This window comes from Streptomyces sp. WAC03905, from assembly GCF_057371075.1.
Genome location: NZ_JBXYDZ010000001.1, coordinates 67,177 through 93,140, shown reverse-complemented (window position 1 = coordinate 93,140; position 25,964 = coordinate 67,177). Strand labels below are relative to the sequence as shown.

The 25,964-nt window shown below is 75.2% G+C and carries 18 protein-coding genes and 1 pseudogene; 10 read left to right on the top strand and 9 right to left on the bottom strand.

Annotation, left to right across the window (positions count from 1 at the left end):
- Positions 1–71: 71 nt before the first annotated feature.
- Genes AC2RP6_RS00405 through AC2RP6_RS00395 form a run of 3 tightly spaced genes read left to right on the top strand, consistent with a single transcriptional unit; the run spans position 72 to position 4,140 of the window.
- Positions 72–1,868, top strand: coding sequence for an RICIN domain-containing protein (locus AC2RP6_RS00405; RefSeq protein WP_486444309.1), 1,797 nt, complete (start codon positions 72–74; stop codon positions 1,866–1,868).
- Positions 1,869–1,918: 50 nt separating this feature from the next.
- On the top strand, positions 1,919–3,190 hold the full coding sequence (locus tag AC2RP6_RS00400; RefSeq protein WP_486444308.1) for an MFS transporter: 1,272 nt from the start codon (positions 1,919–1,921) through the stop codon (positions 3,188–3,190).
- Positions 3,187–4,140: a TolB family protein gene (locus tag AC2RP6_RS00395; RefSeq protein WP_486444307.1), complete on the top strand. Its 954-nt coding sequence runs from the start codon at positions 3,187–3,189 to the stop codon at positions 4,138–4,140. The genes AC2RP6_RS00400 and AC2RP6_RS00395 overlap by 4 nt, the downstream gene beginning before the upstream one ends.
- Positions 4,141–5,226: 1,086 nt before the next feature.
- Here the strand turns inward: AC2RP6_RS00395 and AC2RP6_RS00390 are convergent.
- Both AC2RP6_RS00390 and AC2RP6_RS00385 read right to left on the bottom strand, forming a co-directional pair.
- The gene (locus AC2RP6_RS00390) at positions 5,227–10,077 is read right to left on the bottom strand and encodes a hypothetical protein (protein WP_486444306.1); all 4,851 of its coding nucleotides are present in this window, start codon (positions 10,075–10,077) and stop codon (positions 5,227–5,229) included.
- A 603-nt stretch (positions 10,078–10,680) separates the two neighbouring features.
- A complete protein-coding gene (locus tag AC2RP6_RS00385) occupies positions 10,681–11,106 on the bottom strand; it encodes a pyridoxamine 5'-phosphate oxidase family protein (protein WP_486444305.1) in 426 nt (141 codons plus the stop codon).
- 348 nt (positions 11,107–11,454) lie between these two features.
- Between AC2RP6_RS00385 and AC2RP6_RS00380 the strand changes: the two genes are divergently transcribed.
- Positions 11,455–11,865 carry a hypothetical protein gene (locus tag AC2RP6_RS00380; protein ID WP_486444304.1) on the top strand — a complete coding sequence of 137 codons (411 nt, stop codon included), beginning with the start codon at positions 11,455–11,457 and terminating at the stop codon, positions 11,863–11,865.
- Positions 11,866–11,874: 9 nt separating this feature from the next.
- Positions 11,875–14,028: a CHAT domain-containing protein gene (locus AC2RP6_RS00375; RefSeq protein WP_486444303.1), complete on the top strand. Its 2,154-nt coding sequence runs from the start codon at positions 11,875–11,877 to the stop codon at positions 14,026–14,028.
- A gap of 49 nt (positions 14,029–14,077) precedes the next feature.
- On the opposite strand, the gene AC2RP6_RS00370 is transcribed toward AC2RP6_RS00375, so the two are convergent.
- Positions 14,078–14,395, bottom strand: coding sequence for a DUF4190 domain-containing protein (locus tag AC2RP6_RS00370; RefSeq protein WP_486444302.1), 318 nt, complete (start codon positions 14,393–14,395; stop codon positions 14,078–14,080).
- A complete protein-coding gene (locus tag AC2RP6_RS00365; RefSeq protein ID WP_486444301.1) occupies positions 14,392–14,565 on the bottom strand; it encodes a hypothetical protein in 174 nt (57 codons plus the stop codon). Before AC2RP6_RS00365 ends, AC2RP6_RS00370 begins: the two co-directional genes overlap by 4 nt.
- 113 nt (positions 14,566–14,678) lie before the next feature.
- Between AC2RP6_RS00365 and AC2RP6_RS00360 the strand changes: the two genes are divergently transcribed.
- Positions 14,679–15,302: a TetR family transcriptional regulator gene (locus AC2RP6_RS00360; protein ID WP_486444300.1), complete on the top strand. Its 624-nt coding sequence runs from the start codon at positions 14,679–14,681 to the stop codon at positions 15,300–15,302.
- A gap of 43 nt (positions 15,303–15,345) precedes the next feature.
- On the opposite strand, the gene AC2RP6_RS00355 is transcribed toward AC2RP6_RS00360, so the two are convergent.
- A complete protein-coding gene (locus AC2RP6_RS00355; protein ID WP_486444347.1) occupies positions 15,346–16,389 on the bottom strand; it encodes an aldo/keto reductase in 1,044 nt (347 codons plus the stop codon).
- Positions 16,390–16,638: 249 nt separating this feature from the next.
- Between AC2RP6_RS00355 and AC2RP6_RS00350 the strand changes: the two genes are divergently transcribed.
- Entirely contained in the window at positions 16,639–18,003 is a 1,365-nt protein-coding gene (locus tag AC2RP6_RS00350) for an NAD(P)/FAD-dependent oxidoreductase (RefSeq protein WP_486444299.1), read from the top strand.
- 36 nt (positions 18,004–18,039) lie between these two features.
- Here the strand turns inward: AC2RP6_RS00350 and AC2RP6_RS00345 are convergent, their stop codons facing one another.
- Positions 18,040–19,398, bottom strand: a complete 1,359-nt coding sequence (locus tag AC2RP6_RS00345; RefSeq protein ID WP_486444298.1) for a phosphotransferase — start codon at positions 19,396–19,398, stop codon at positions 18,040–18,042.
- Between the two features lie 222 nt (positions 19,399–19,620).
- Between AC2RP6_RS00345 and AC2RP6_RS00340 the strand changes: the two genes are divergently transcribed.
- The 3 genes from AC2RP6_RS00340 to AC2RP6_RS00330 all read left to right on the top strand — a co-directional run bounded on the left by AC2RP6_RS00340 (position 19,621) and on the right by AC2RP6_RS00330 (position 23,339).
- Positions 19,621–20,265, top strand: a complete 645-nt coding sequence (locus tag AC2RP6_RS00340; RefSeq protein ID WP_486444297.1) for a DUF4232 domain-containing protein — start codon at positions 19,621–19,623, stop codon at positions 20,263–20,265.
- A gap of 174 nt (positions 20,266–20,439) precedes the next feature.
- Positions 20,440–21,096 (top strand): hypothetical protein, encoded by a 657-nt coding sequence (locus AC2RP6_RS00335; protein WP_486444296.1) that lies wholly within the window; start codon positions 20,440–20,442, stop codon positions 21,094–21,096.
- The gene (locus AC2RP6_RS00330; protein ID WP_486444295.1) at positions 21,093–23,339 is read left to right on the top strand and encodes a M48 family metalloprotease; all 2,247 of its coding nucleotides are present in this window, start codon (positions 21,093–21,095) and stop codon (positions 23,337–23,339) included. Before AC2RP6_RS00335 ends, AC2RP6_RS00330 begins: the two co-directional genes overlap by 4 nt.
- Before the next feature lie 57 nt (positions 23,340–23,396).
- On the opposite strand, the gene AC2RP6_RS00325 is transcribed toward AC2RP6_RS00330, so the two are convergent.
- The 3 genes and pseudogenes from AC2RP6_RS00325 to AC2RP6_RS00315 form a co-directional block, all read right to left on the bottom strand.
- Positions 23,397–24,755, bottom strand: coding sequence for an RICIN domain-containing protein (locus tag AC2RP6_RS00325; RefSeq protein WP_486444294.1), 1,359 nt, complete (start codon positions 24,753–24,755; stop codon positions 23,397–23,399).
- Positions 24,721–24,927, bottom strand: a pseudogene (locus tag AC2RP6_RS00320) (RNA polymerase sigma factor); the annotation flags it as partial. The pseudogene AC2RP6_RS00320 and the gene AC2RP6_RS00325, both read right to left, overlap by 35 nt.
- A gap of 562 nt (positions 24,928–25,489) precedes the next feature.
- On the bottom strand, positions 25,490–25,960 hold the full coding sequence (locus AC2RP6_RS00315) for a DUF3592 domain-containing protein (RefSeq protein ID WP_486444293.1): 471 nt from the start codon (positions 25,958–25,960) through the stop codon (positions 25,490–25,492).
- Positions 25,961–25,964: the final 4 nt, after the last annotated feature.

The window sequence follows — 25,964 nt, the reverse complement described above, 5'->3', positions numbered from 1 at the left end:
GCGCCGGCCGGGGGACCGGCCGGGCCCGAGCCCCCGAGCGGGCTCCCTCCCACACCCCTCATGGAGCAGACATGGACGAACCCCGACCCGCACGACGCCGCCCGGCACGGAGCCTGCTCATCGCGACCTCCCTCGCCGCCCTCATCGCCGGCGGCTTCATGGTCAACGCCTCCGCCGGCCAGGCCCCCGCCGACCCGGCGGCACAGGACGACACCGCCGTCGCACAGCTCGCCGAACCCGGCGCCACCATCACCCCCGCCGCCCTCGCCGCCGACGCCTCCAAGGCCGCGACGAAGACCGAACGCCAGCTCTGCGCCGACGGCGCCGGCTGGATGAGGCTGCGCTTCACCGGCCTCACCCTCCACGGCGACGACACCGTCACCCTCACCGGCTCCTCCGGCGGCACCTACACCCTCACCTCCCGCAACGCCACGAGCAGGGAATTCTTCACCCGCGCCTTCAACGGCAGCTGCGTGACGGTCACCCCGAAGCTCACCCGGACCGGCAGCGGCTACTCCATCGACGCCTACCAGTCCGGCAAACAGTCACTGGCAGCCGCCTCCGTCAAGGTCGCCGCCGCCGGCGACATCTGCGGCGAAGCCTGCAACCAGACCGCCCCCCTGGTCAGCGCCATGGCCCCCGCCGCCGTGATCACCGCCGGCGACAACGCCTACGAATCCGGCAAACTCTCCGAGTTCAACGGCACCTACGACAAGAACTGGGGCAAGTTCAACTCCATCGTCCACCCCTCGCCCGGCAACCACGAGTACAAGACCTCCGGCGCGCAGGGCTACTTCGACTACTACCAGGGCAAGGGCGTCCGCACCGGCGACCGCGACAAGGGCTACTACAGCGTCGACGTCGGCGACTGGCACCTGGTCTCCCTCAACTCCAACATCAGCACCAGCGCCGGCAGCGCCCAGGAGAAGTGGCTGCGCGCCGACCTGGCCGCGAGCACCAAACCCTGCACGCTGGCCTACTGGCACCACGCCCGCTTCTCCTCCGGCGACCACGGCGACAGCAGCGGCACCGCCCCCCTGATGAAGGCACTGACCGACTTCAAGGCCGACGTCGCGGTCTGGGGACACGACCACCACTACGAACGGTTCGCCCCCGCCCTGTCCAACGGCACCAGGGACACCGCCAACGGCATACGCTCCTTCGTGATCGGCACCGGCGGCCGGGCCCTCTACAGCGCCCGCACCACCTCCTCCGGCCCGTCCGAGGTGTTCAACAACAACACCTACGGCGTCGGACAGTTCGACCTGACCTCCACCGGCTACTCCTTCACCTTCAAGCCGGTCGCCGGCCGCACCTTCACCGACTCCGCCAGCGGCACCTGCCACGCCAAGGCAAACAACCCCGGCCCCGGCCCCACCCCCACCCCCACGCCCACGCCGACGCCGACGTCCACCGGCCCCACCCCCGACCCCGGCGGCCCCGCCTCGGGCGCCACCTACCAGCTCGTCAACGCAGGCTCCGGCAAGGTGCTCGACAGCCCCGCCAAGAACGGTGAGGGCGGCAACCTGGTGCAGTGGACCGGCGGCAACTTCAACAACCAGAAGTTCATCGCCACCAAGAACTCCGACGGCACCTACCAGCTCAAGGTGAAGAGCAGCGGCCTGTGCGTCGCCGGCGCCCCGGGATCCACCGGCGACGGCAGCGCGGTCCAGCAACGCACCTGCGGCACGGCGGCCGACCAGAAATGGAAGCTCACCGCAGCCGGCACCGGCTTCACCGCCACCGCGCAGCACAGCGGCAAGTGCATGGACGTCAGCGGCGGTTCCACCTCCGACGGCGCACGCATCGTCCAGAACTCCTGCGACGGACGCGCCGGCCAGCAGTGGAAGTTCAACACCACCACCTGACACCCGCCGGACCACCCCGCCCCGACCCCCTTCTCCGCCGGAGCGTCACGATGTACCTGTCACAGGCCAGAGCCACCGACCCCAGCCGCACCACCGCGGCCCAGCCCCCCACGGCGACCGCACCCCGAGCCGACACCGCCGGATCGCGGGTGCCCGCCACCGTCCTGGCCCTGGGTCTGGTCAGCCTCGTCACCGACGCTTCGGCGGAGATGGTCACCGCGATCCTGCCGATGTACCTCATGTACGGACTGGGCATCGGCTACCTGCAACTCGGCGCCCTCGACAGCCTCCACACCGGCGCCACCGCCCTGTTCCGGATCGGCGGCGGATACGCCGCCGACCGGTTCGGGCACTCCAAAGCCGTCGCCACCTGCGGCTACGCACTCTCCGCAGTCACCAAACTCGCCCTGCCCGCCGTCGGATCCGCCCCCGCCGTCGGCGCACTGGTGACCGCCGACCGCATCGGCAAAGGCATCCGCACCGCCCCCCGCGACGCGCTGATCACCGCCGCCGTCCCCGCATCCGACCTGGGCCGGGCCTTCGGCATCCACCGCGCCCTGGACACCTGCGGCGCCCTGCTGGGCCCCCTCATCGCCTTCGCCGTCCTCCTCGCCGTCCCCGGCGGCTACGGCACCGCGTTCCTGGTCAGCTTCTGCCTCGCCGCCACCGGAGTCGTCGCCATCGTCGCCTTCGTCCGCCGCGGCCCCCACCCCGCCCCGCGCGCACAGGACCCCGGCCTGCGGGCCCGCCTCACCTCCCTGCGCACCCCCGCCATCCGGCGCTGCACCCTGGCGGCAGCCCTCCTGGGCCTGCTCACCGTGGGCGACATGTCCTTCTACATCGGCCTCCAGCGCCGGCTGGACGTCCCCACCGAAGCGCTCCCCCTCCTGCCCATCGGCACCGCCCTCGTCTTCATGACGGCGGCGGTACCCCTCGGCGTCCTCGCCGACCGCATCGGCCGGTGGCCGCTGTTCCTCTGCGGCCACCTGTCGGCGCTCGGCGCCTACCTGTTCCTCTGGGCCGCGCCCCTCACCGGCTGGCCGGCCACCGCCCTCGTCCTCCTCCTCTACGGCCTCTTCTACGCCGCCACCGACGGCGTCCTCATGGCCCACATCGCACCCCTGCTGCCCCAGCAGGCACGCACGACGGGCCTGGCCGTCGTCCAGACCGCGCAGTCCCTCGCCCGGGCCGGCGGCGCGCTCGCCTTCGGCACCCTCGCCGCGTTCGGCGGACTCGCCACCGCCTTCGCCGCCTTCGCCTGCGCCTCCGCGGCCGCGGTCGCCGCCGCCCGCCTGATCCACCGACCGGGGAAGGACGCATGAACATCACCCGCACCGCGAGCGCCACCGCGCTGATCGTCGCCCTGCTCGGCTCCGCCGCCGCCACCGTCGCCTGGCAGGGAGCCGCGGCCGAACCGGGCACCGCCACCCTGCGACTCACCGAACCCGGCACGCTCCTCGTCGTCGACAGCCACGGCACCCGCGTGCAGCAGAAGACCCTGCAGGGCCGCGACCTCGGCACCGGACCGGACTGCCGCCGCGCCGCCGTCGCCGCCGGAACCCTGGTCTGCCTGCACGCCCTCCCCGGCCCCTTCTCCTCCGAGGTACGCATCTACCGGCCGGGCCGGACCGAACCCGAGGTCACCCTGCCCGTATGGGGCAACCCCAGCCGGGCCCGGGTCTCCCCGTCGGGCCACCTCGTCGCCTGGACCGTCTTCCGCTCCGGCGATTCCTACGCCGCCTCCGGCCAGTTCTCCACCACCGCCGGGATCTACGACCTGCGCAGCGGCAACCACTACGGCTCCCTGGAGGACTTCACCGTCCACGTCGACGGCGAGCCCGCCCCCTCCGACGACCGCAACTTCTGGGGCATCACCTTCGCCGCCGACGACCGCACCTTCTACGCGACGATGTCCGCCGGCGGCCGCACCCACCTCGTGCGCGGCGACCTCACCACCCGCGAACTCACCGCCCTGCGCACCAACGTGGAGTGCCCGTCGCTGTCGCCCGACGAAACACGCATCGCCTACAAGAAACGGATCGGCGCCGACTGGCGGCTGCACGTACTGGACCTCGCCACGGGCCGGGACACCGCGCTCGCCGCCCCGCCCGGCATCGACGACCAGGCCGCCTGGCTCGACGACCGCACCGTCGCCTACAGCAGGACCGAACACGGCAAACCCTTCGTCCACACCGTGCCCGCCGACGGCTCCGGACAGCCCGTCCGGCTGACCGAAGGCAGCTCCCCGACCCTGACCACGACCCGCCCCTGACCCGCCCCTGACCCGCCCCTGACCCGCCCCGCCCCTGACCCGCCCCGTCCCGACCCCGCCCCGTCCCGACCCCGCCCCGTCCCGACCCCGAGCCGGCCCCGACCCCGAGCCGGCCCGAACGCCCCGCCGATCCCCGAGCGACCGCCCCGCCGACCGCCTGACCGCCCCGCCGCCTGCCCGACTGCCCGTCGGCCCGACCGTCCCGCCCGACCGGCCGCCCCGACGGCCGTCCGGCTCACCCGTGAGGAGCAGCCCCGCCATGCACCAGCAGCACCACCGGTACGCCCACACCGGCCCGGCCCTGGTCATCCACCCCCCGCCGCCCGCCGCCGCCGGCCGCCGGACGCCCCCTCGCACCGCCCCGCCCCGCGTCCCCGGCACCGTCGTGCGGATCACGCACGCCTACGAGTACCGCGTCACCGACGAGGCCGCGCTCCTGCACGCCGCCGCCGGCCGGGGATGGCAGCCCCTGCCCGCGGCCGAACGCGGCGACGACGATCCGCACGACCTCATCGGAGCCCTGACAGTCCTCACCCGGGCACCCGACGTCGCCGGAACCCGCGCCCTGGACCACCACGGCTCCGCACACCGCCTCCACCCCGACGGCCGGCCCGCACCCGCCCGCACACCCGCCCGCCGAAGAGCGCCGACACCGGACTTCGCCACCCTCTTCGCCGTAGCCGACCCCCCGCCCGACAGCGGCCACCAGGACGCCGCAACGCTCCGGCAGCGGCTCACGCCCCGCACCGCCGACCTGCTCCACACAGCCCTGGCCGTCCTCGCCGACCAGGCCTACGACGACGCCCAGCACCTCGCCGACCGCTACCTCCCGGACGTGGGCCCCGGCGCCCTGGACGTCTTCCACCGGCTGCCCCCGTACACCTGGACGGCGGACCGCCGCTGGCGCCGCCGGATGGCCCGCGCCTTCGACGACCTGGCCGGCGACCTCGCCGGGGGCAGACACCCCGTCCCCTCCTGCACCGCCGAGGAGATGGCCCTCCACCTGGCCGCCGGCGACCTTCCCGCCCGCCTGGACGACCTGGGCGAGGACGACGACCACCACACGCTTCCCCGGCACGCGGGCGACTACGACTGCGCACCCCTGCTCGACCAGGACCACGACGTCCGCATGCTGCTCCACCCCGAGTCCACGGGCGCGGGCGGGACCGGCCGGGCCGCCTGGTTCACCCCCTTCGACGACCGTACCGGCAGAGACCCCCGGCGCGGATTCCGCCGGTAGCCCCCACAACCGCCCTGCCGCCCGGGCGTTAGCGGGCCGTGCGCCAGGCCTCGGCGAACAGCTCGTGCACCGGGACCGGCGACAGCACCCGCAGGAACGGCATCTCCGGCTCCGCACGCCCCACGCCCACCCCGTACAGGCCGAGCTTGGCGGTCTCCAGGGGCAGGTGCGGGGCCTTGAGTTCGGTCCACGGCCCCGGCACGAACACCGTCCGGCCCGCCCTGGCCCGCCGGCCGGACTCCACCGCCCCCGACGCCACCAGCTCCGCCTGGGCCGCCTTGTGCCGCGCCGGACTCCAGCCGTTCCAACGCCGCACGTTCCGGTCGGTGGGCCGCGCCAGCGCCAGCAACTGCACGTACAGCGCGGCCGCGTCGGCGCCCACCCCGAGCACGGCACCGGCCTCGGCCACCAGCTCCGCAACGCTCAGCGCCGGGTTCAGCTCGTACCCGCCGGCCGGCACCGGCGTGCCCGCGGCCCGGGCGAGCATCCGCTCGGGACCCTCCCCGCGGACCGTCAGGATCCGGCGGACCGCCGCCGGCAGATCGGTCGCCCCCAGAGCCGCGCACCGCCCCTCGGCCCGCTCGACCCCACCCGGACCGGCGAGCGCGGCCGGCCGCAGGAACACGTCCCCGCCGGGCACCGACACCACGAACAGCCCGTCGTCGTAGGCGGTGGAGACCACCGTGTCCTCCCGGTACAGGGGCTTCGGACAGGGCAGCACCGTGCCCTCGTACGGGACGAAGGCGGCATCGCCCGGCACGGCCCGCCCCAGGGCGGAGTGCCGGCCGAGCGGGATCAGGGTCCGCGGGTCGTCCATCCGCGCCCGCAGCGCGGCGTGCACCGCCGCGGCCCCGGCGGCGGCCGGATGGCCCACCGGGAAGCTCGGTCAGCGCCCACGCCACCGCCGAGGCCGGCGCCCCGTGCACGGGGTGCCGCACGAACACCGGACGGCCCGCGCTGCCGTCGGCCTCGGCGTGGTGCAGGGCGAGCCCGCCGTTGGCCGCGCCGACCAGCACACCGGCGCCGCCCGGCACGGACCGGCCGGCGCCCCCGGGGCCGCCGGTCAGCGCGAGCGCCCAGCCGGCCCCGAGCCCCAGCTCGGCCTCCAGGGCGGCGGCGAGGTCCTCGTCGACGTACTGCGAACTGCCCAGCAGCCCCGCCCACGCCCGCGCCATCCGCCCGGCGGCCGCGGTCATCCCGCCCGGCTCCCACAGCTCGGCCGGGTCGTCGGGCACGCCCGCGGCGAGCACCGCCCGGCAGCCGGCCTCCCCGAGGCGGTGGCGCAGCCCGTCGTACTCCCTGGCCATCTCCTTGTTCGCCTTGTACGGGGCCGCCCGCAGCGCCTTGAGGTGCTCGTCGTGGCCGTCGCGGTGCGGCAGTCCGCCCAGGACCAGCGCGGCGACCGCCCGCCGGACCCCCGTACGGCGTGCGAAGACCTCCACCGCCTCGGACGGCAGCGCGAGCGGCCCGCGCCGCGCCAGCAGCTCCAGCAGCAGCGGCAGCCGCCCCGCCTCGTCCCGGCCCACCACGCGGACCTCCTCGCCGGCGGCCCGCCCGCCGGCCGCGGCCTCGCCCCCGTCCCCGGCGGCGCCGTCGGCGGGCCGCACACGGCCGCCGCCGGTGCGCCAGCGGCTGCCGCCCACGGCGAACGGCTGGCCGGCCCACGTCTGCAGCAGCGCCGTGAGCGCCTCGCGGTCCTCGCCGCAGGTGGTGGCGACGACCGCCCGCCACGCCGCCGCGTCGACGGAACCGACCAGTGCGGTCCAGGGCGCCGGCGCGGCCGGCAGGGCCAGCCGCCGGGTCTCCTCGTCGATCTCGCCGCGCAGGAACCGTCCCTCGGCGGCCACCGCGGTCAGGGTCGCCGGATGCGCCCCGGGCCCGGGGGAGCCGTACGAACGCGGCCGCGGCAGCAGTCCGCCCAGCGCCGGGGCGAGCGCGGTGTCCGGCACGGCACGCGGCAGCTCCACCACCGGCCCGGACCGCATGATGCCCACCTGCCGGGAGAGCGCCTCGCGGCGCCGCAGGACGTCGGCTGCCAGCCGCGCGGCCCGTACGACCCCGTCCACCACCTTCGGGTCACGCACCTGCGGCAGCAGCCCCGCGACCTGCTCCCGCAGGGCCGGGCCGTCGCCCGGGCCCGTCCGTACGGCGGCCTCCAGCAGCGCGCGCACGGTGGCGTCCCCGACGGCCCGCAGCGCGGCGGAGGACGCGGTGTCGCGCGGGGTCAGGAAGTGCCAGAACGCGGGCGGCGGGAACGGGCCCACGCCGTGCCCCGCGGGCCGGCCCCGCCGCGAGCCCTCCGGGCCGGGGAAGCCGCGGGCCTCCCAGAGCAGCGAGTTGTCCTCGGCGGCATGGCAGCGGATCACCGTCTCGCCCGCCGTGACGGCGTCCTCGCCGCCCGCCGGCATGCGCAGGATCCCCCAGGGCCGGCGTCCCGGGCGCCCGCTGCGGTAGCGGGCGCGCCGCCCGTCGATGCCTTCGAGTACGAACTCCGTCGGGGACGGCCCCGCGTACGGGGTGCGGTACAGCACCCGGCATCCGGTGAGCGTGCCGTCCTGGCCCAGGGGAGAGGCGGCGGCGTCCGCGGGCAGGGCGGCGAGCGTCAGCTGGTCCCCGAACAGCGCCGTGCCCGGGGGCAGATCGGCGCGGTCGTGGAACGCGGGCAGGCCGGGGCCGGCGGCCCGCTCGCCCGTCACGGGATCCACCGCCGCCCAGCCCTTGCGGCCCGCGAACACCTTGGAGCTCCACACGCGGGTGCCGTCACTCATCTGGAAGTCGTAGTGGTCGGCGCCCTCGCGGCCGCCGGCGCGCAGGACGCGCTCCCCGTCGTGGCGGCCACCGCCGTCCCCGGTCTCGAACTGGTACCCCAGACCGCCCTGGATGCTGCCCCCGTACGGGCGCAGACCGTAGCTGCGCTCCGGTACGAACACCTCCTCGGGGCGGTCGGTCCAGAAGGCCTGCGTCCCGAAGGCGTCGCGGGGGTCGGTGGACCAGCTCACCAGGAACTGCCCGCCCGCGTAGTGGACGACGTGGCGGACGGCGTCCTCGGGCAGGGTGAACGCGGCAGTGGCACGGACGGAACCGGGCGCGACGGCCACGGCCCTCGTACGGCCGTAGACGGTCAGGACCGGCCAGGTACAGGTCACCCCGGCCACCCCCGAACCGTCCCGGCCTCCCTGGCCCACGCCGTCGCCTTTGTCCACGCCGTCGCCCCCGCTCACGCCGTCGGCCTTGTCCACGCCGTCGGCGGCGGAGGCGTCGGCGAGGGTGGCGAGGGCCTCCTCCAGTGCGGGCCAGCCCAGTTCCTCGGGCAGCCCGGCGCGCAGCGCCCGCGCGAGCGGGCCGGTGGCGTCCAGCGCGGCGAGGGCCCCGTCGATGCCGTCCAGGGCGGTGGCGGTGGGCCGGTCCAGCAGGGCGGACAGCTCCTCGACGGCCTCGTCGGCGGCGGCGAGCCCGCCCCCCGCGAGCGCCCCGAGCAGGCTCTCGACGCGGGTCTGCACCTCGGCGGCGATGCCCGGGTTCGCCGGGAGCCGGGTGATGGCGGTGCCGCGGCCGCGCAGCCCGGCGTGCACGGTGCCCTCCAGCCGCGGCCCGAACACCGCGTCCGCCGCGAGGGCCTTGAGGTCGCGGCGCGAGCGGTCGCCCCAGAAACACAGCCGGACCCGCTCGCCCGGGTCGACGACCGGTACGCCCTCGGCGAGGCACAGGTCCAGCAGGTCCGCGTCCAGCCCAGGATGGCGGTACCGGTCCTCGTGCAGCACCACCGGGGTCCCGGCGGCCCGCAGCCGCGGCGCGAACCGGCCGACCACGTCGAAGAGTTCCTCCGGCATCGGCTGGCGCGTCACGCCCCCGTAGGGCACCCGGCGGTGGGCGTAGGCGTGCGCGTAGCGGCCGAGCCAGCCGGCCGGGCCGCCCTGCGGGCCGATCCGGCCGGCGGCCACCGCATCGGCGGCCCCGGACCGCAGCAGGACCCGCAGCCAGGCGGCCGTGTCGTTCCTCGACTCCGGGAAGACCTCCAGGAGCGCGGCCAGCCGGTCGTCGTCCTGCGGATGGGCGGCGAGCAGGACGGCCACCGCGTCGAGGAGGGTGTCCGGCAGGGCCTTGCCCCGTGCGGCCCCGACCGTACGGGCCAGTACCCGGGCCTCCTCCGCACCGTCCAGGCCCGCGGCGCGCGCGGAGGCCCGGACCCGGCGGGCCAGATCGGCGGGCAGTTCCCCGGGCGAAGCCGCCCACGCGGCCAGGACCCCTACGAACTCCTCGTGCGCCGCGGCCGGGTCCAAGACCCCGGCCAGCCAGGCCTGGTGCCCGCTCAGCTCCTTGACCGGCAGGGCCCCCGCCCCGGCGAGCAGCGTGACGTTGCCGCGCCGCCAGGCCGGGTCCACGGGCAGGTCGTGCTCCCGCTCCGCGGCCCGGGCCAGCGCGTACGCCCGCCCCGCGGCCCGCGCGTCGAAGGACACCAGCCGGTGGGCCACCGTGTCCCAGTACCAGGGCAGATGGGCCGCGGGCAGCCGCCGCGCGGGCCCGGCCAGCGCATCCAGTGCCCGCCCCGCCTTCGGATACGCCGCCGACATCCGCTCCCGCACCTCGACGAGCACCCCCCGCGCCGCATCCTCCGCGGCCGGCCCGTACGAACGGGCCCAGTGCGCATAGGCCTCGGAACGGCCGGGGTCGGTGGGCAGCGGTACGACAAGATCCATGCCCCGATCCTGACACGCCCCACCGACACCGCCCCCGCCGTGTCATCGGGGCCGGCACGGACTCGCCCCGGCCAAGGGCGTGGTACCGGCCGTCACCCGGAACCCGGCAGCCGGCTCCCTGGGGGAGGGGCGGGCGCCGCCGGGGTGGTGGTACCGCGTGCGGCAGTTCCCCCAGGGGACGCGAACCGGCGGCCCACCGCGAGGACATGGCGGTCCACCAGGTGCAGGCGCCGGTCCGCGGCGAACTCCGCGCCGTTCCTCGTGATCGGTGTTGCCGTTGTTCCCGCCGTTGTTCTCGATGAGAACGCCGTCGCGGCCGGGGGCAGGCCGGGTAAGCCCCACAAGCCCGGCCACCACCGCCCCTCCACCGCCGGCTGAGCCGCCCGGCGGGTCAGACCGCCCCGGCGTCCGTGCGGTCCGTGCGGTCCGTGCGGTCCTCCCCGGTGCGCATGCGGCCGGCTGCTTCGAGGCGGGACAGCCGGCGGTGCTCCCTGGCGGCCCCGCGGGAGCCCGCAGCCCCGAGCGCGCAGCCGCGCCGGGGCACGGGGTACGGACGCGGGCGGCGCCGCCCCCCCCGGTGGGACCGGGGCCGGGGAAGCCCGGTCAGACCTGGCCGAGGTCCGAACTCACCCACCGCGCCGGACGCATGTGGATCACGACCTGCTCCCCGTGGTTCTTCCACGCGTCGTCGACGTAGCCGTCCACCTTCTCGGCCGGCAGGTACCGCGCCGAGATCGACTCCAGCTGCTCGCGCACGGCCGGCTCCACCGAGACGACCGGGCCCTCGACCGACACGTACCGCACCGACGGCTCCACACGGTCGACCATCAGGCTGAACCGGCCCGCGGAGGCGATCAGTTCGGCCTTGCGCGAGTCCCGCCCCGTCATGATCCAGATGTCGCCGCCGGGGGAGTAGCCGTACCAGATCGGTACCGTCAGCGGTGCACGGTCGTCGCCGGCGTCGACGGAGAGGGCGGCGATGTGGGGTTCGGCGAGGAACTGCTCACGCTCGGTCCGGGACAGTGCCACGACATCCTCCTCCAGGCAGGGCGGAAAGGCCTACCCCTCGAAAACACCGCCCCGCCGCCGGACCATTCCCCCGCCCCGAAGACACTGCGCACCCCCCCCCGCAACGCCGCCGGCGCCCGGCAGGCCGCCGCCTCGTGGTTCCCCGCACCGGCCCCGCGGCCACCGTGATCCGGACCGCGCCGGGCCGAGGGGCCGCACGGGCCCCCGCCCCGGCGATGCGGAAGCGGAATTCCGGAACATCGGATGCCGTGCAGCCCGCCGCGCCATACTGCACGCAGAACAAGCCGGTTGAGCGATCCGCCCGGGACCGGGAACACGGCGGGCGGCCCGCTCGGTGAGGGGGCGTACATGAGCGACACCATCAAGATGAGCGTTCCGGCCGAGCTCGCGGAGCTCCTGGTCGCCGAGGGGCACGCCACGCCCACCCGCGGCCGGCGCAGCTCCCAGTGGGGCCTCGACGGGGACTTCATCGGGGGGACCGCCACGGTCATCGCCCTGCTGCAGGCCCCCCAGACCATCGCCTACCTGGCCACAGCCGTCCGCTCGCTCGCGTCCCGCCGCCGGGCCGACCGCACCGAGGACCGCACCCGGATGTACGTCGAAGCCATCGGCCCGCACGGCCAGATCCGCTTCGACGGCGAGGCCACCGTGGAGGAGATCGAACGGCTGCTGCGGCGGACGATCCTTCCGGCGCAGGGCGCCGGCCCCGCCGAAGCAGCGGCCGGCCAGGCCGCCGCCCTCGACGCCGACACCGTCTGACCGCCCGCTGTGGGCACCTGGCGGGACCGTTTCGAGTCCATGGTCGTCACCGCCGTCCGACGGCACCTGGAAGTGGACCTGGTGAGCGACCTGAACGACGCCGACGCGACCGACGTCCGCGCCGTCACCCGCCTCTACCAGGTACTGGACCGGCGGCCGGTGTACTCGACCGGACTCGACCACATCGTCCAGACCGTCGACCAGCACTACTCCCACGCCTCACCCAAACCGCTCACCCGCCGCCTCCTGGCATCGCTGCTGGACGAGACCGGCGGCCACTTCGACGCACTGGGCCGTGCCGGGCAAGCGGCACAATGCCGCCGCATCGCCGCCGAGCTGGCACCGGGCGGCCCGGACCGCACGATCCTGTACCTGCTCTCCGCCATCTCCAGCGAGCAGCAGCTGCACACCCTCGGATCCCTCACGGTCGACGCCGTCCTGCGCGCGCTGCTCCACGAGGTGGGCCGCAGCGGCCCGCGGACCGGGCGCGCGAAGATCCTGGGCGCCATTGCCCATGCCGCCCACTCCACGAGCAACATCGAACGCCTCCGGGCCACCGTGGAGGCCCTGGCGACGGCCGCCGACACCCCCGGCTACCAGGCCCTCGTCACCTACTACCGCTCCCGCCTTCTGATCGCCGACGGCCGTATCGACGAAGGACTCGCCGCGGAAAGGGAGTTCTCGCGGGCGGCGGCCGGCATCGGCCCGAAGGACCGCGCCCACCAGCTGGTGGCCCCCGCACTGGCCAGCGTCACCCCGCACGACAGCGCCATGGCACACGCCTCCGAGGCCGCCCTGCGCGGCGACTACGCGGGGGCGGCGGAATGGTACGGCAGGAGCGCGCAGGAACTGCCGCCCGGACCCGCCAGGTCGGCGCTGCGCCTGTACGCCGAAGCGGCGCGGGTCCAGGGCGGCCTGCTGCCGTCACCGGCCGCCCTGCACGCCTGCCTGTCCCGGCTCTGCGCAGACGACGTCTTCGCCGCCCGCACCGTCACCGATGTCGAGCTGCTCCTCACGGGGCTGCTGATGAGGGCCGTCGACCTCCACGAGGCGGGCCACGACACGCAGATTGTCGCCGAACTCGCAGACTTCCTCGGTGAGTTCCGGGGCGGTACCGCCGTCGGCCGTCCCCAGGACAGCGGCGCCTATGACACCGACGCCCGCGCGGACATGACCCTCGTGGACTTCCTGGCCCGAACCACCGCGCCACCGCCACCGGCCGAGATCGCACGGGGACTCCCGGCACATCACGTCGTCTGGGTGCACGTCACCGGTGCCCAGGTCGGCGAGCACTACCTCACCGTCGTGACACTGCCCCCCTCGCACCCCCTTCCGCTCGTACGCCGCATCCACGTCTCGGCGGTCGACGGCAAGGCACTGGCCCAGTGCCTGGACGAGGACTCCGAGGACGCTCCCGCAGAGGCCGTGCGGCGGATCTCCGGCCTGTTCTTCGCCGATGTCACCCCCGACGCCGCGGGAGCACGCATCCTCGTGGTCCCCGACTCGGTCACCTGGGCCATGCCGTGGAACGAACTCGCCCCGCCCGGCACCACGGAGCTGACCATCAGCATGTCGGCCGGCGCGGCCCTGCGCTCCCGGCCCGCCCCGCCGCCCGTCCTGCCCCGGGTGATCGGCATCTTCGACGAGAACGAACTCGAAGGCTCCCGCCTCGAAGCGCGGGCCCTGCAACAACTCGACACCCAGGGGCACATCCGCTTCACCCGGGTGCATTCGCTGGCCGAGCTCCGCACCGCACTGGAGAGGGCCCCGTACGACATCCTCACCATGAGCGTCCACGGGACCGAGGGCGACGGCTTCGAGTACCGCATGCTGCTCCCGGACGGCCCCTCCTCGCCCGCCGCCCTGCTGCGGCTCGGGCTGCCCCCGGTGGTCGTCCTGGGCTGCTGCTGGTCGGCGAAGTCCACCGAGCGCGCCGACACCACGGCCGCCGCACTGTCCTGCCTGGTCGCCGGAGCCTCGCAGGTCGTCGGCGGGCTCTGGGCCATCGACGACGAACTGGCCGGGCGCCTCCTGGCCGACACCTACGACCGGCACCTGCGCCGGGGCGTACCCCTGGCCCAGGCCCTGCGCCAGGCCCACCTGGCCCTTCCCGCCGACCTCCGGCCCGCCGCGGCCGGCCTCGCCTTCATCGGGCGGGGCTGAGGCCCGCACCGGACCGGGCCGTGGCGGCGTGGCACCCGCCCGGCAGGGGTCAGGTCAGGCTCCACGACCAGGTGCCGTCCGCGGTGACCAGGCAGGCCAGGACCAGCAGGTCGGCCAGGCCCAGGGCGACGGCCAGGCGGGCACGGGCCGGCCGGGTGGTGCGCCGGTGCAGGGCGAGTACGCCCAGGACCACGGCGACCGGGCCGAGCAGCAGGTTCAGCACGAGCAGCCCCACCAGCCCCAGGACGAACCCGGTGACGGCCATCGCATCCGCATCGAGCCCGCGCCGACGGGCACGGGCGGCCGTAGCGGCACCGGCAGGGGTGCTCGTGCGGCCGCCGGGACGGAGCCCGGTGTTCCGGCTCATCGCAGGCCTCCGCTCTCGCGGTGGCGGCCCGACAGCCGTTCGCGGGCCGCGAAGACACCGAGCCACAGGGCGATGGCGCCACCGGCGGCCACCCCGACCGGTACCGGAAGGTGCGCCACGGCGCCGAGGAGGACGCCGAGCACCAGCAGTGCGCCTACGAGGAAGAGCATGGGATGTCCTTCCAAATCGAGTAACAGTTGTTCACTGACTACCCGGTTCAGTTACCCGGCTCCGTCGGGGTCATGCTGGCGGACCGCGAGTGTGACGCGGTTGACTTCCCGTCATGAGTCCTTCCCCCGGGGCCCGCGAGGCCCAGCGCCTGCGCACCCGCCGCGCCCTGCTCGACGCGGCCCTGTCGGTGCTGGAGGAGCGCAGCCTGGGCAGTCTCGGCCTCCGCGAGGTGACCCGGGCCGCGGGCGTCACCCCCACCGCCTTCTACCGGCACTTCCCGGACATGGACGCACTCGGGACGGCGCTGGTCGAGGAGGCACTGGCCAGCCTGCACACCACCCTGCGGGACGTCCTCGCCGCCACCGGCGACCCCGAGCGGCGCGGCGAGGCCGCGGTCGGCCTCGTCGCCGCGCTGGTACGCACCCGGCCCGCGCACGTCCGCTTCCTGGTCCGCGAACGCCACGGCGGGGTGCCGGCGGTACGCGAGGCCATCGCCGCACAACTGGACGTGTTCGCCCGCCAGACGGCGGCCGCCCTCGCCGCCGACCCCCTCGGCGACGGCTGGACCGGGCAGGACGTGACGATGCTGTCACGGCTCCTGGTCGACCACATGTTCATGACCGCCTCGGCGTACCTCGCCGCCTCCCTGCGGGGGGAGGACTGGACGGCCGCCACCGCCACGGCCCTCGGCCAGCTCCGCCTCATCCACCTCGGACGCGTGCACTGGCCGGGATGAGCCGCCCACGCCCGCCCCGCTGCCAGGGGGACGCGACCCCGCCTCAGCGGTCCCCGACAGCCCGCCGGCGCAGGGCCGGATCGGTCAGCGAGACCGGCCGCCACGCTCCGTCCGGCTGGTACAGGTTGGTGCCCGGCGGCACGATCTCGTCGATCCGGTCCAGCACCGCGTCGTCCAACGCCACCGACACCCCCTTCAGCAGCGACTGCAGCTGCTCCATCGTCCGCGGCCCGACGATGACGGAGGTGACCGCCGGGTGCACCAGCGGGAACGCCACCGCGAGCTCCGGCAGCGTGCAGCCGAACTCCGCCGCCACGTCGATCAGTTGACCGGCCGCCTCCAGCTTCGCCGCGTTCCCCGGTACGGCGGGATCGAACCGCGCCGGCGTCAGCGCCGCCCGGCCGCGGCTCAGGTCCACCTCCTGCCCGGCCCGGTACCTCCCGCTGAGGAACCCCGACGCCAGCGGACTCCACGTCAGCACCCCCATCCCGTACCGCCGGGCCACCGGCAGCACGTCCTTCTCCACCCCGCGCGCCAGGATCGAGTACGGCGGCTGCTCGGTCCGCAACCGGGCCAGACCGCGCCGCTCGGACACGTGGTGCGCCTCGGCGATCTCCTCGGCCGGGAAGGTGGAACAGCCGAATGCCCGGATCTTGCCCGCGCGCACCAGGTCGCCCAGCACACCGAGGGTCTCCTCGATGTCCGTCCTCGGGTCCGGCCGGTGCACCTGGTAGAGGTCGATCACATCGGTACGCAGCCGGGTCAGGCTGTCCTCGACCGCCCGGGTCAGCCAGCGCCGGGAGTTCCCGCCGCGGTTGCGCCCCTCACCCATCGGGAAGTGCCCCTTGGTCGCCAGCACCACGTCCTCGCGGCGCCTCCCGCGCAGCGCCTCGCCCACGATGGTCTCCGACTCGCCGGCCGAGTACATGTCCGCGGTGTCCACGAAGTTGATACCGGCGTCCAGGGCCGCGTGGACGATCCGTACGCAGTCCTCGTGGTCGGGGTTGCCGACCGCCCCGAACATCATCGTGCCCAGACACTGCACGCTCACTTCGAGCCCGGTCCCGCCCAGCACCCTGTATCGCATCGTCATACCGGCGGACCCTACGAGCTGGAGCACACTCCAACGCAACCCCCGACCACCGCTCCCCGCCCCCAGCCCCCCCGGTCCCCGGCGCCCGCCCCGCGGGGGAGAGGAACGGGCAACGTGGCGTTCGGCGGACGTCCGCGCCTTCCGGAGGCATCCGCCCCGCTTTCCGCGTGCATGAAAGGGCGGAGCGGGGAAGGTGCACGAGGACCCGTACAGGGCCCGTACACCCCAGAAGGGACGGACACCATGGCGCGACCGAGGATCGTCGTCGTCGGCGCGGGCTTCGCCGGCGTCGCCTGCGTACGCCGCCTGGAGCGGACGCTGTCACCCGGGGAGGCGGAGATCCTGCTGGTCACCCCGTTCTCCTACCAGCTCTACCTGCCCCTCCTGCCCCAGGTGGCCTCCGGGGTGCTCACCCCCCAGTCCGTGGCGGTGTCCCTGCGCCGCAGCCGCCGCCACCGGACCCGGATCGTGCCCGGCGGGGCCGTGGGCGTCGACACCCGGGCCAAGGTCTGCGTCATCCGCAAGATCACCGGCGAGCTGGTGGACCAGCCGTACGACCACCTCGTCCTCGCCCCCGGCAGCGTGACCCGCACCTTCGACATCCCCGGCCTCGCGGAACACGGCCGCGGCATGAAGACCCTCGCCGAGGCCGCCCACCTGCGCGACCACGTGATCGCCCAGCTCGACCTGGCCGACGCCGCCGCACCCGGCTCACCGGAACGGGCCTCCCGGCTCGGCTTCGTCGTCGTGGGCGGCGGCTACGCCGGCACCGAGACGGCCGCCTCCCTGGAGCGGCTCACCACCAACGCCATCACCCGCTACCCCCGCCTGGACCGCCGCGACATCACCTGGCACCTGGTCGACGTCGCCCCGAAGCTGATGCCCGAACTCGGCGACCGGCTGGGCCGGGCCGCCCTCGACGTGCTGCGCCGCCGCGGCATCCAGGTCTCCCTCGGCGTCTCCGTCGCCAAGGCGGGCCCCGAGGACCTCACCCTCACCGACGGCCGCGTCCTGCCCTGCCGCACCCTCATCTGGACGGCCGGCGTCGCCGCGAGCCCCCTCATCGCCACACTGGGCGCCGAGACCGCCAAGAGCGGCCGCCTCGTCGTCACCCCCGACCTGCGGGTCCCGGGAGCCGACGGCGCCCTCGCCCTCGGAGACGCGGCCGCCGTACCCGACCTCGCCGGCGGCGACGACGGCGCGGTGTGCCCGCCCACCGCACAGCACGCCATGCGCCAGGGCAGGGTCGCCGCCGACAACGTCGTCGCCACCCTGCGCGGCACACCCCTGCGCCCCTACGTCCACAAGGACCTCGGCCTGGTCGTGGACCTCGGCGGCCGCGACGGCGTCTCCCGCCCGCTCGGCATCGACCTGCGCGGCATGCCCGCCCAGGCCGTGGCCCGCGGCTACCACTGGGCGGCGCTGCGCACCGGCGCCGCGAAGACCCGGGTGATGACGAACTGGCTCCTGAACGCCGTGGCCGGCGACGACTTCGTCCGGACCGGCTTCCAGACGTACAAGCCGGGCACCCTGCGCGACTTCGAGTACACCGACCACTACCTCACCCCGGAGGAGGTCCGCGCCCGCACGGCCGCCGCCGCAGACTGACGAGCCCGCCCCCCCCGCCCCTGCGGCGCCGCAGGATCAGTCCTCGCCGACCTCCTCGCACGCGTCCTCGCCGAGGTCCTCGCCGACGCCGAGCCCCGCGCGGGCGAGCGCCCTGCGGACCTCCGTGACCGGGTCGGTCTCGTGGTACGGCCGCTCGCTGGTCTCGATGTGGTCCAGGAACTCCTGATAGCGCACCGCGTACGCGAGGTGGAACAGCGGCTCGACCAGCTCCAGCGCGCGTTCCGGCGCCGACCCGGGCACGTGGTCCCGCCACGCCCGCGCCCACACCCCGGCGATCTGCTCCCACCGTTCCTCGTCCACGTACTGGCGCGGGCGCAGCCCGTCCAGTGCCGGGTGGCCGAACGCGGAGTCGGCGTAGTCCACGACCACCGCCCGGGTGCCGTCGGAGCGCCAGTTGCCGGGGTGGAAGTCGCCGTGGACCAGGGTGTCCGGCAGTCCGCAGGCCGTCAGCTCCTCGACCAGTGCGGGCAGCCGCGCGGCGAGCGCCCGGGCGGCCGTCAGCTCCGCGGCCGTCAGCCGCTCCCCGGGCCGCTCCCCGGGCCGTTCCGGGGGCGCATCGGACTGCGGCCCGGGCGACGGCGCCGCGCGCTCGGACGCCAGCCGGTCGAGCAGTGCGTCGACGTGGGCGACCAGCGTGGGCGGCGTACGGTCCCGGAGCCCGGCCGCGGCGGCCCGGCCGTCGGCGGCCAGGGCCGCCTGGGCGGCGACCAGCCGGGGCACCACGGCGAGGACCTCCTCGGCGGACGGGGTCCAGAGGTCCTCCCCGGGCACGTGGTCGAGGAGCAGCCGGCCGTGCTCCGGGTCGGAGCCGAGGACGGTCGGCACCAGCGCGGGGTCGACGGAGCCGAGCAGCGCGATCACCTGGCCCTCACGGGCGTTGAAGGCGGGGCTGACCGTCTTCAGCCAGGCTTCGCCGCCGTCGGCGGTGCGGAAACGGAACAGGGCGGACAGGTTCCACGTCCGGACCTGCTCGGGCCTGCCGACGGCCGCCCGGCCCGCCGCGTCCAGCGTCCCGCCGGCCCAGGCCAGTGCCTCCCGCAGCCCGGCCGCCGTGGCCCAGCCGGCCCGGCGCTCGGCCGGACCCAGCAACGCGGCGACGTCCGGCCCCATCTGACACGGTGTCGAGCCGGCCGGCCGCTCCAGTGCCTCGGCGTGGTAGACCACGTGCCCGCCGTGCCCGCTGCTGCCGTCGCTCGGCGCGTGGGCGAGCCGGAGCACCACCACGGGCACCCCCAGCTCCCGCGACACCCGCTCGACCACCGGCGCGGCCGACGACCACCACCCCCCGTCCACCTCGTAGGGGCCCCACAGCCCGAAGTACTCGCCCCCGTGGGTGAGATGGACACCGACCGTACGACCGCTCGCCTGTTGCATCCGGGCACGCTCTCCCATCCGGCCCGTCCGCGCGACCCCTTTTCCCGCGCCCGCCCTGCCGCGTTCGTCGCGATCATGTCACCGATGTGCGACAGCGTTGTCAGGGAACGGGCGCATCCCTCCCGGCCGGCCCGCGGCCCCCGCATAGTGATCATGCAGGGCCGGGCCCGACCACCACGGCCACGACCGAGACCGCACCACGCAAAAAAAGGGGACCCACTCATGTCTGGCAACCGCCGCAGGACCTTCCTCGTCACCGCAGCCCTCGCGGGCGGCGCCCTGCTGATGACGGCCTGCCAGGACACGGACGCGGACCCGGGCACGGGCGCCGGCGCCCCGCAGACCTCCGCCTCCGCCACCGCGGCGCCCGGCACGGCCACTCCGTCCGGCGCGCCCAGCGCCACGGCCAAGGACAACAACAACGGCGGTGGAACCGGCGGCGGCACCGGCGGCGGGCAGAAGCCCGCCGGGCAGGTCTGCGGCGCCAACGACATCGCCTGGAACACCCGGTCCGAGACCCAGGCCGGCGGATACATCCTGGTCAGCGCGAAGGCGAAGCCGGGCATCACCTGCGTCCTGCCCGCCGCCCTGCCCACCGTGGCGTTCGGCTCCGACGGCACGCAGGCCGGCCCCGCCGAGCAGTCCACCGGACAGCCGATCACCCTGTCCGGGAACACCACCGCCTACGCCGGGGTGAACCCCAAGACCACCCACACCGACGACGGCAAGGAACTGGACAGCATCATCGTCGCCGTCGGCGACAACGACCCCGACCCGGTCTCCCTCCCCGTCGGCACCATCACCGTCGACAAGCCGGTCGTCACCAACTGGCACACCTCCCCGAAGGACGCCGTCCCCTCCCAGTGAGCCCACCCGGACCGGAATCCCCTCAGTGGCCGCCGGACTTGGGCGCGGCGGGCCTCGTGTGCCAACCGCTCTGACTCGAGTTCGGCGAAAGCCCCGGCACCGTGCCGCTTCGGCACTACCCTGACGGAAGTACGTCGTATGGGGCACATCGCCCCCGGCGTCCATGGGGGGATCATGCCTTTGCTCTTCGGGCGCGGCCGGTCCGCGTTCGCCGTTCCGGTCCCGCAGCCGGGCGACCCGGAGCCCTACGACCGGCAGAGCCTGGAACGAGTCGGAGGGGCGGTGTTCGCCGCCCTGCCCGCCCAGACGCGCGGAAGCCGCGCGTTCCAGGAGCTGCTGGCGGACTTCGACGCGGACCCGCAGAAACTGGCAGCCCGTCGGCGCGGTGCCGCGATCGGCACCGGAGTGGGCATCTCCGATCTGCCCGTGTACGTGCTGCCGGCCGTGGCCTGGGTACTCGGCGTGGTGGGCGAAAGGGCCACCGGCAGCGCGGCCGCTGCGCTCGGCGAGGCGGCCCGCCGGAAGGCCGCCACCCTGCTGGGAAGCATGCGACAGCCCAGGGCGGACCGGCGGGAAGGCTCGGACCTGCCGGCGGAGCCGACGGTGCGGGTGGAGTCGGGGGCGGACGCGGAGCACGTCCCGGCGCGGGAGCCGGCCGCGCCGGGGGAGGGGCGGACGGCCTGGACCGAGGAGGAGCGAGCGGTGTTCGTCACGGCGTTCCAGGTCGTATTCGTTCAGCGGCTCGGTCTCGAGGCCGATCCCGCGGCGACCCTCGCGCAGACCATCGCCGCGGCTCTCGACGGCCGGCCCGAGCCCGCACCGGGCGAGTGACGCGACTCGACGGCCCGGCCCCCACGGCAGAGGCTGAGGCTGAGCACACGACCCGTGCCGCCGCACCCGGGTCGGTCCGCCGGGCGGAGGGGGCACTGCGTCTCCTACGGTCGCCGTCAGGTAGCCGGTACGCCCTGCTCGTCGGGGTCCTGCTGCTGGTCGGAGCCTTCGCGGGGCAGCTCGTCCACAACCAGTTGTTCGGCGAGTCATGGGCCCGGACCCGGCAGTCCTGCTCCGAGGAGGCCCAGCGTCGCTACCCCCTCCCGACGGCGGGGGAGGCGGACCCGGACAGGTTCACCCGGGGGCAGTGGAGCATGCGCTGTGCGCAGCCCGCCGCGGAGCGTGGTGTCGTGGTGTCGCTGGCCGGCTCGGCCGCGGTGCTCGTGCTCGCCGTCGGGGGCCTGTGGCTGCTGCCCCGCCGGGCGTTACGCCGGGCCGGGCCCCTGGCACCCGCTCCGGCCGGCGCACAGGAGCAAGTGGAACAGGCGTGCAGAGACCTGCGGGCCCGAAGCCGTCCGCGAGTGGCCCAGGCGCGCGACGGGTGGGAGGACCCCTTCACCGCAGGAGCGCCGGGCGCCCCCGTCGTGGTGCTGCCCGCCGGCTTCAGCGCCCTGGAGCCCGAACGGGCCGAGGCGGTCATCCGTCACGAAGCCGCCCACGTGGCCGCCGGAGACGTACGCCTTGTGTGGCTGACCCGCAGCGCGCTGGCGGCGGCCCTGGCCGTCCTCGCCGCACCTCCGGCCGGCCTGGTGGTGGAGAGGCTGCAGAGGGGGCGGGCTCTTCGGACCATCCTCACCGACCCGTTCTGGGGCGCCTACGCGGGTCGCTCCCTCCTGCTCCTCGCTCTCGTCCTGATCGCCTCCCAACTGGTGCTGCGCTCCCGCGAGCACGAGGCAGACATCCGCTCCGTCGCGGACCGTTCCCACGCCGGGCTCAGGGCCGTCCTGGCCGCAGCCGAGCGCACCGAGCGGATCAGGGCCCTCGACCAAGGGTGGTGGCGCTCACCCGGCGGCCCGCGGTCCCTGATCGCCAACCATCCACGCCCCGGCCGTCGACTGGACGTCCTCAGCCCCGTCCGTCCGCACCCGGGCCCGTCCTGGCCGGACGCCGCCGTCGCCGGCCTGTTCGGCGTCGTCACCCTCGACCTGACCGGCCAGCTCGCCCAGGCGGGGTTTCCGGGGACCCGGTTGGCGCCCTACGTGACCCTGGTCCCGGCCCTGATGGCAGGGACCCTGATCGCCATGGCCTGGGGCGTACGGGTGTGGCAGGCCGCCTGGCACGACCGGGAGGCTCCTCCCGTACCGCGGCGTGCGTTCGCTGCGCTGGCGGCTGGTGCCGGGCTGGGGTTCCTCACCAGGCTCGGCGACACCGGCTCGTTGCTTTCGTCCGCCCCCGCCCTCACCTGGAACTCTGCAGCCGTGGTGCCCACGGCTCTCTGCGTGGCAGCGGCCGTGAGCGCGGCCTTGGCCCGCAGCTGTGTCCGGGCCCTGTCTGCGCGGAGCCGTCATGGCTCGCGGCTGCAGATCCTGTTCCTTGCCGCCGTTCTCGCCAACGTGCTGCTCTTCGTGGGGGTACTGCGAGCCGCGCAGGAAATCGCCCTGATCACGTACAGCATGCCCAAGGACCCCTGGTTCTGGCTGACGATGGAGGGCATCCACTCGTTCCACGGCGTCACCGACGCCGTCATCGTGGCCCTTCTGGCACTGCTCGCGCTGGGAGGGGGCCTGCGCCGGGCCACGGCCGCCCGTTCGACCCGGCGGCTCGTGCTGCCGCTGGCGGTGGCTCTGGTCACGACGGCCGGCACGCTGGGCGCCCGCTGGATCAGCCGGCACAGCCAGGCACGGGACGGGTTCAACGCCACCGTCCAGTACGACTCGATGGCCGCGGCCGCCGCGGGCCTGGTGTGCCTCCTGGTCCTCTGCACGGTGTGCGGCAGGGAGGGCCTCGTACCGGGGCTCTGGTCGGCGCCCCTGACCACCGCACTCGTCACCGCGGCCCTGTGGACCCGGCACATGGGCCCGGCGGCCCTTCACGAGTTCGGGCCCGCGGAGTTCTTCACGGACCCGCTCGCCCAACTGGCTGTCCTGGGAGCCCCGGCCGTACTGGTGGTGTCGCTGCTGCCGGCCTGGCGCCCCGGCCGGGCCGCGTGGTTCCTCGCACCCTTCCTGGGGGTCGGTGCGGCCACCCTGCTGACGGCCGGGCTCGTGCGCACCGACGCCTTTCTCTACCACCTCCCCTTCTGAGGACCCGGCGGCCGTGTCCCACCCCACGGGGATCCGTACGGACGAACGCCCGGGCAACTACCGCAGGGCGAAGAGCATGTTGGCCGAGTTGTAGTAGTCGGGCAGGTGCACCAGCTCCGAACCCGGGCGCGGTGGATCGGACTTGGGCCAGTTCCGCGGGCCCAGCAGGTGGTCGGCGTAGTCGGTGTGCGTGACGCCCGGCACCAGCCAGACGCGGTACGTGCCCGGCATCCCGTCCGGTGCGAACCGCCAGAGCTGCGTCGTACCGTCCGCACCGCCGCGGCAGGGGCGCAGGGCGACCGCGACGACGTTCCCGCCGCCGGTGGTTCCGTCCAGGCAGGTGCCGCTGTCGGCGTTGCGCAGCTGGTAGGCGTTCTGCCGGGCGGGCAGCCGCTGCCAGCTCTGGTCGGCCTTCCCGGTGCACTTCTCCAGCCGCAACGGGCCGGCCGACCCGGGACCGCCGATGCCCACGCACAGCCCCGACGTCACGTGGGCCAGGGCGGAGCCGCCGCCGCGGCCCGGCGAGGGCGACGCCGATGACGACGCGGTCGGAGCGGCGGGGGAGGCCGACGCCGACACCGGGGCGGAGGGCAGACCGGTGGCGGGGGCGGTGGCGAACGCCGCCGACCCGATGGCCCCGATCTGCTCCGCCTGCGGGGGCGTGGGGAACCCCGCCCCCGCAGGCGTTCGGACAGGATCCGGGACCGGGCCGGCCCGTTCGCTCCCGGAGTCGGCCGGCAGCAGCGCCACCACGGTGGCCGCCGTTCCCGCCACGGCCGCCGCGGCCACCCACTTCACGGCGCCGGCCTTGGCCCCGCCGGCCTGCGTACCGTTCAGCGCGGCCGCGGCCAGCTGCGTACCGCCCCCGCCGCCCAGCGAGGCCAGGAAGGACGCGGGGTTCCACAGCAGGATCCCGCCCAGCAGCAGCACCCCCAGACGGCCGTTGACGTCGCGCAGCTCGCGCTCGGCCCGCGCGCAGTGCTCGCACCCCTGCAGATGACGGCCCAGGTCCCGGGTGAGGCGGGTGCCCGGGCGGCGCAGTCTGGCGGCGATCTGCCCCCCGTAGTGCCGGCACTCCTCGCTCGCGGCCCGGTCCAGATGGGCGCGCAGGTACGCCTCCCGCAGGCCCTCCCGGGCCCGCGCGACCAGGGAGCCGACGCCCCCCGCCGATATGCCCAGCCGCACCGCGGTCTCGGCCGCCGGCTCGCTCTCGACGACGGAGTGCCACAGCACGGCCTGCCAGCGCTCCGGCAGGGTCCGGTACGCCCCGCAGGACCAGCGACCCCTCTTCCGCCGCGAAGACGGCGTCCTCGGTGTCCTGGCCGTCGGAGAGCTGGGCGGCCCACTCCTCGAAGTCGTCGGACAGCCGGGTCCGGGCGGCGTCCCGCGCCCACGAGGCCGCCAGGCGGCGCACACAGGTCAGCAGGTAGGGCCGCCAGGCGTGTTCGGGTCCGGCACCCCAGGCGATGGCCCGGTAGGTCCGCGCGAACGCCTCGGCGGCGAGGTCCTGCGCGGTCGGCAGGTCCCGGCAGCACGTACGGGCGTAGGCGACCACCGAGGAATGGTGACGGGCGAACACCTCGTCCATCACGTCACTGACCGCCGCGTCGGGCTCCGAGGTGCGCCCGCGCAACAGGGCACAGAGCTCCCCGTCGCTGAGACTCTGCAGCTGCTGCTGACGGGCGGTACCCGTAGAACTCAACACGTGCTCCTGTGTGCCCTGTTGATGCACCGGCGTATTGACGCCGATACATCCGTCATGAGGGTGCGACACTGCGCCCAAGCGGAATTCGCGCAAGTGTGCACGGTCGTCGGGGTGCAGGCAAGCAGACCACTCTCGGTGGTGACAAAAGAATCCCGCCGTCCGGCGCGGGCCGATCGCCGCAAACCCCCAGGTGAACGGGCCGGGCCCGCACGGCGCCCGAAGGCCGGTCATTCTTCAACAACCCTGCGTAATGGGTGGGTTGAGGTTGCGGGCGCGATGCTCCGCAACCGCCGCCGCCCGCCCGGCCCGCCGGCCCACGGCCCCGCCGCTCCGCCCGCCGCACCGGAGTCAGGAGAATCACACCGAACGGAACGCCCACCGCACCGCACGGACGCGGGCGGGACGGGGGCGGGACGGGGGCGGGGCGGGTCCGGCGGGTCCGGGTTCAGAGCCCGGACGTGCGCAGTGCTGCGACGAGGAAACCCGATCCGATCACGACGAAGAGGGCGCCGATCCCGACGAAGAGCCACCACAGGCGGCTGCTCTGGGCCGGGAGCGTCCAGCGGGTGGGCCGCGCGGGGTCGTAGCGCACCTCGACCCGGGTGCCGACGGCCGGGATCCTGTCCCGGGAGCGGGCCATGTCCGTCCGGGTCTCCATCGCACGGCCGTCGGCGGTGGTCCAGGCGATGACCGGGTAGTACACGGTCGTGCCGGAACTGCGGAAGGTGCGGGTGCCGCCCTCGCCCGGACCCTCCAGCTCCGTCGCCGCGTGGCGGACCACCACCCCCCGGGCCCGCGCCCCGTGCCGGACCAGGGTGCGTACCCGGCGCACCGTGCGGTACGCCGCCGCGCCGGCGACGGCCCCGGCCGGAATGAAGATCAGCGCAAGGAGCCAGAGGGTCTGGGACGTGCTCATGCGG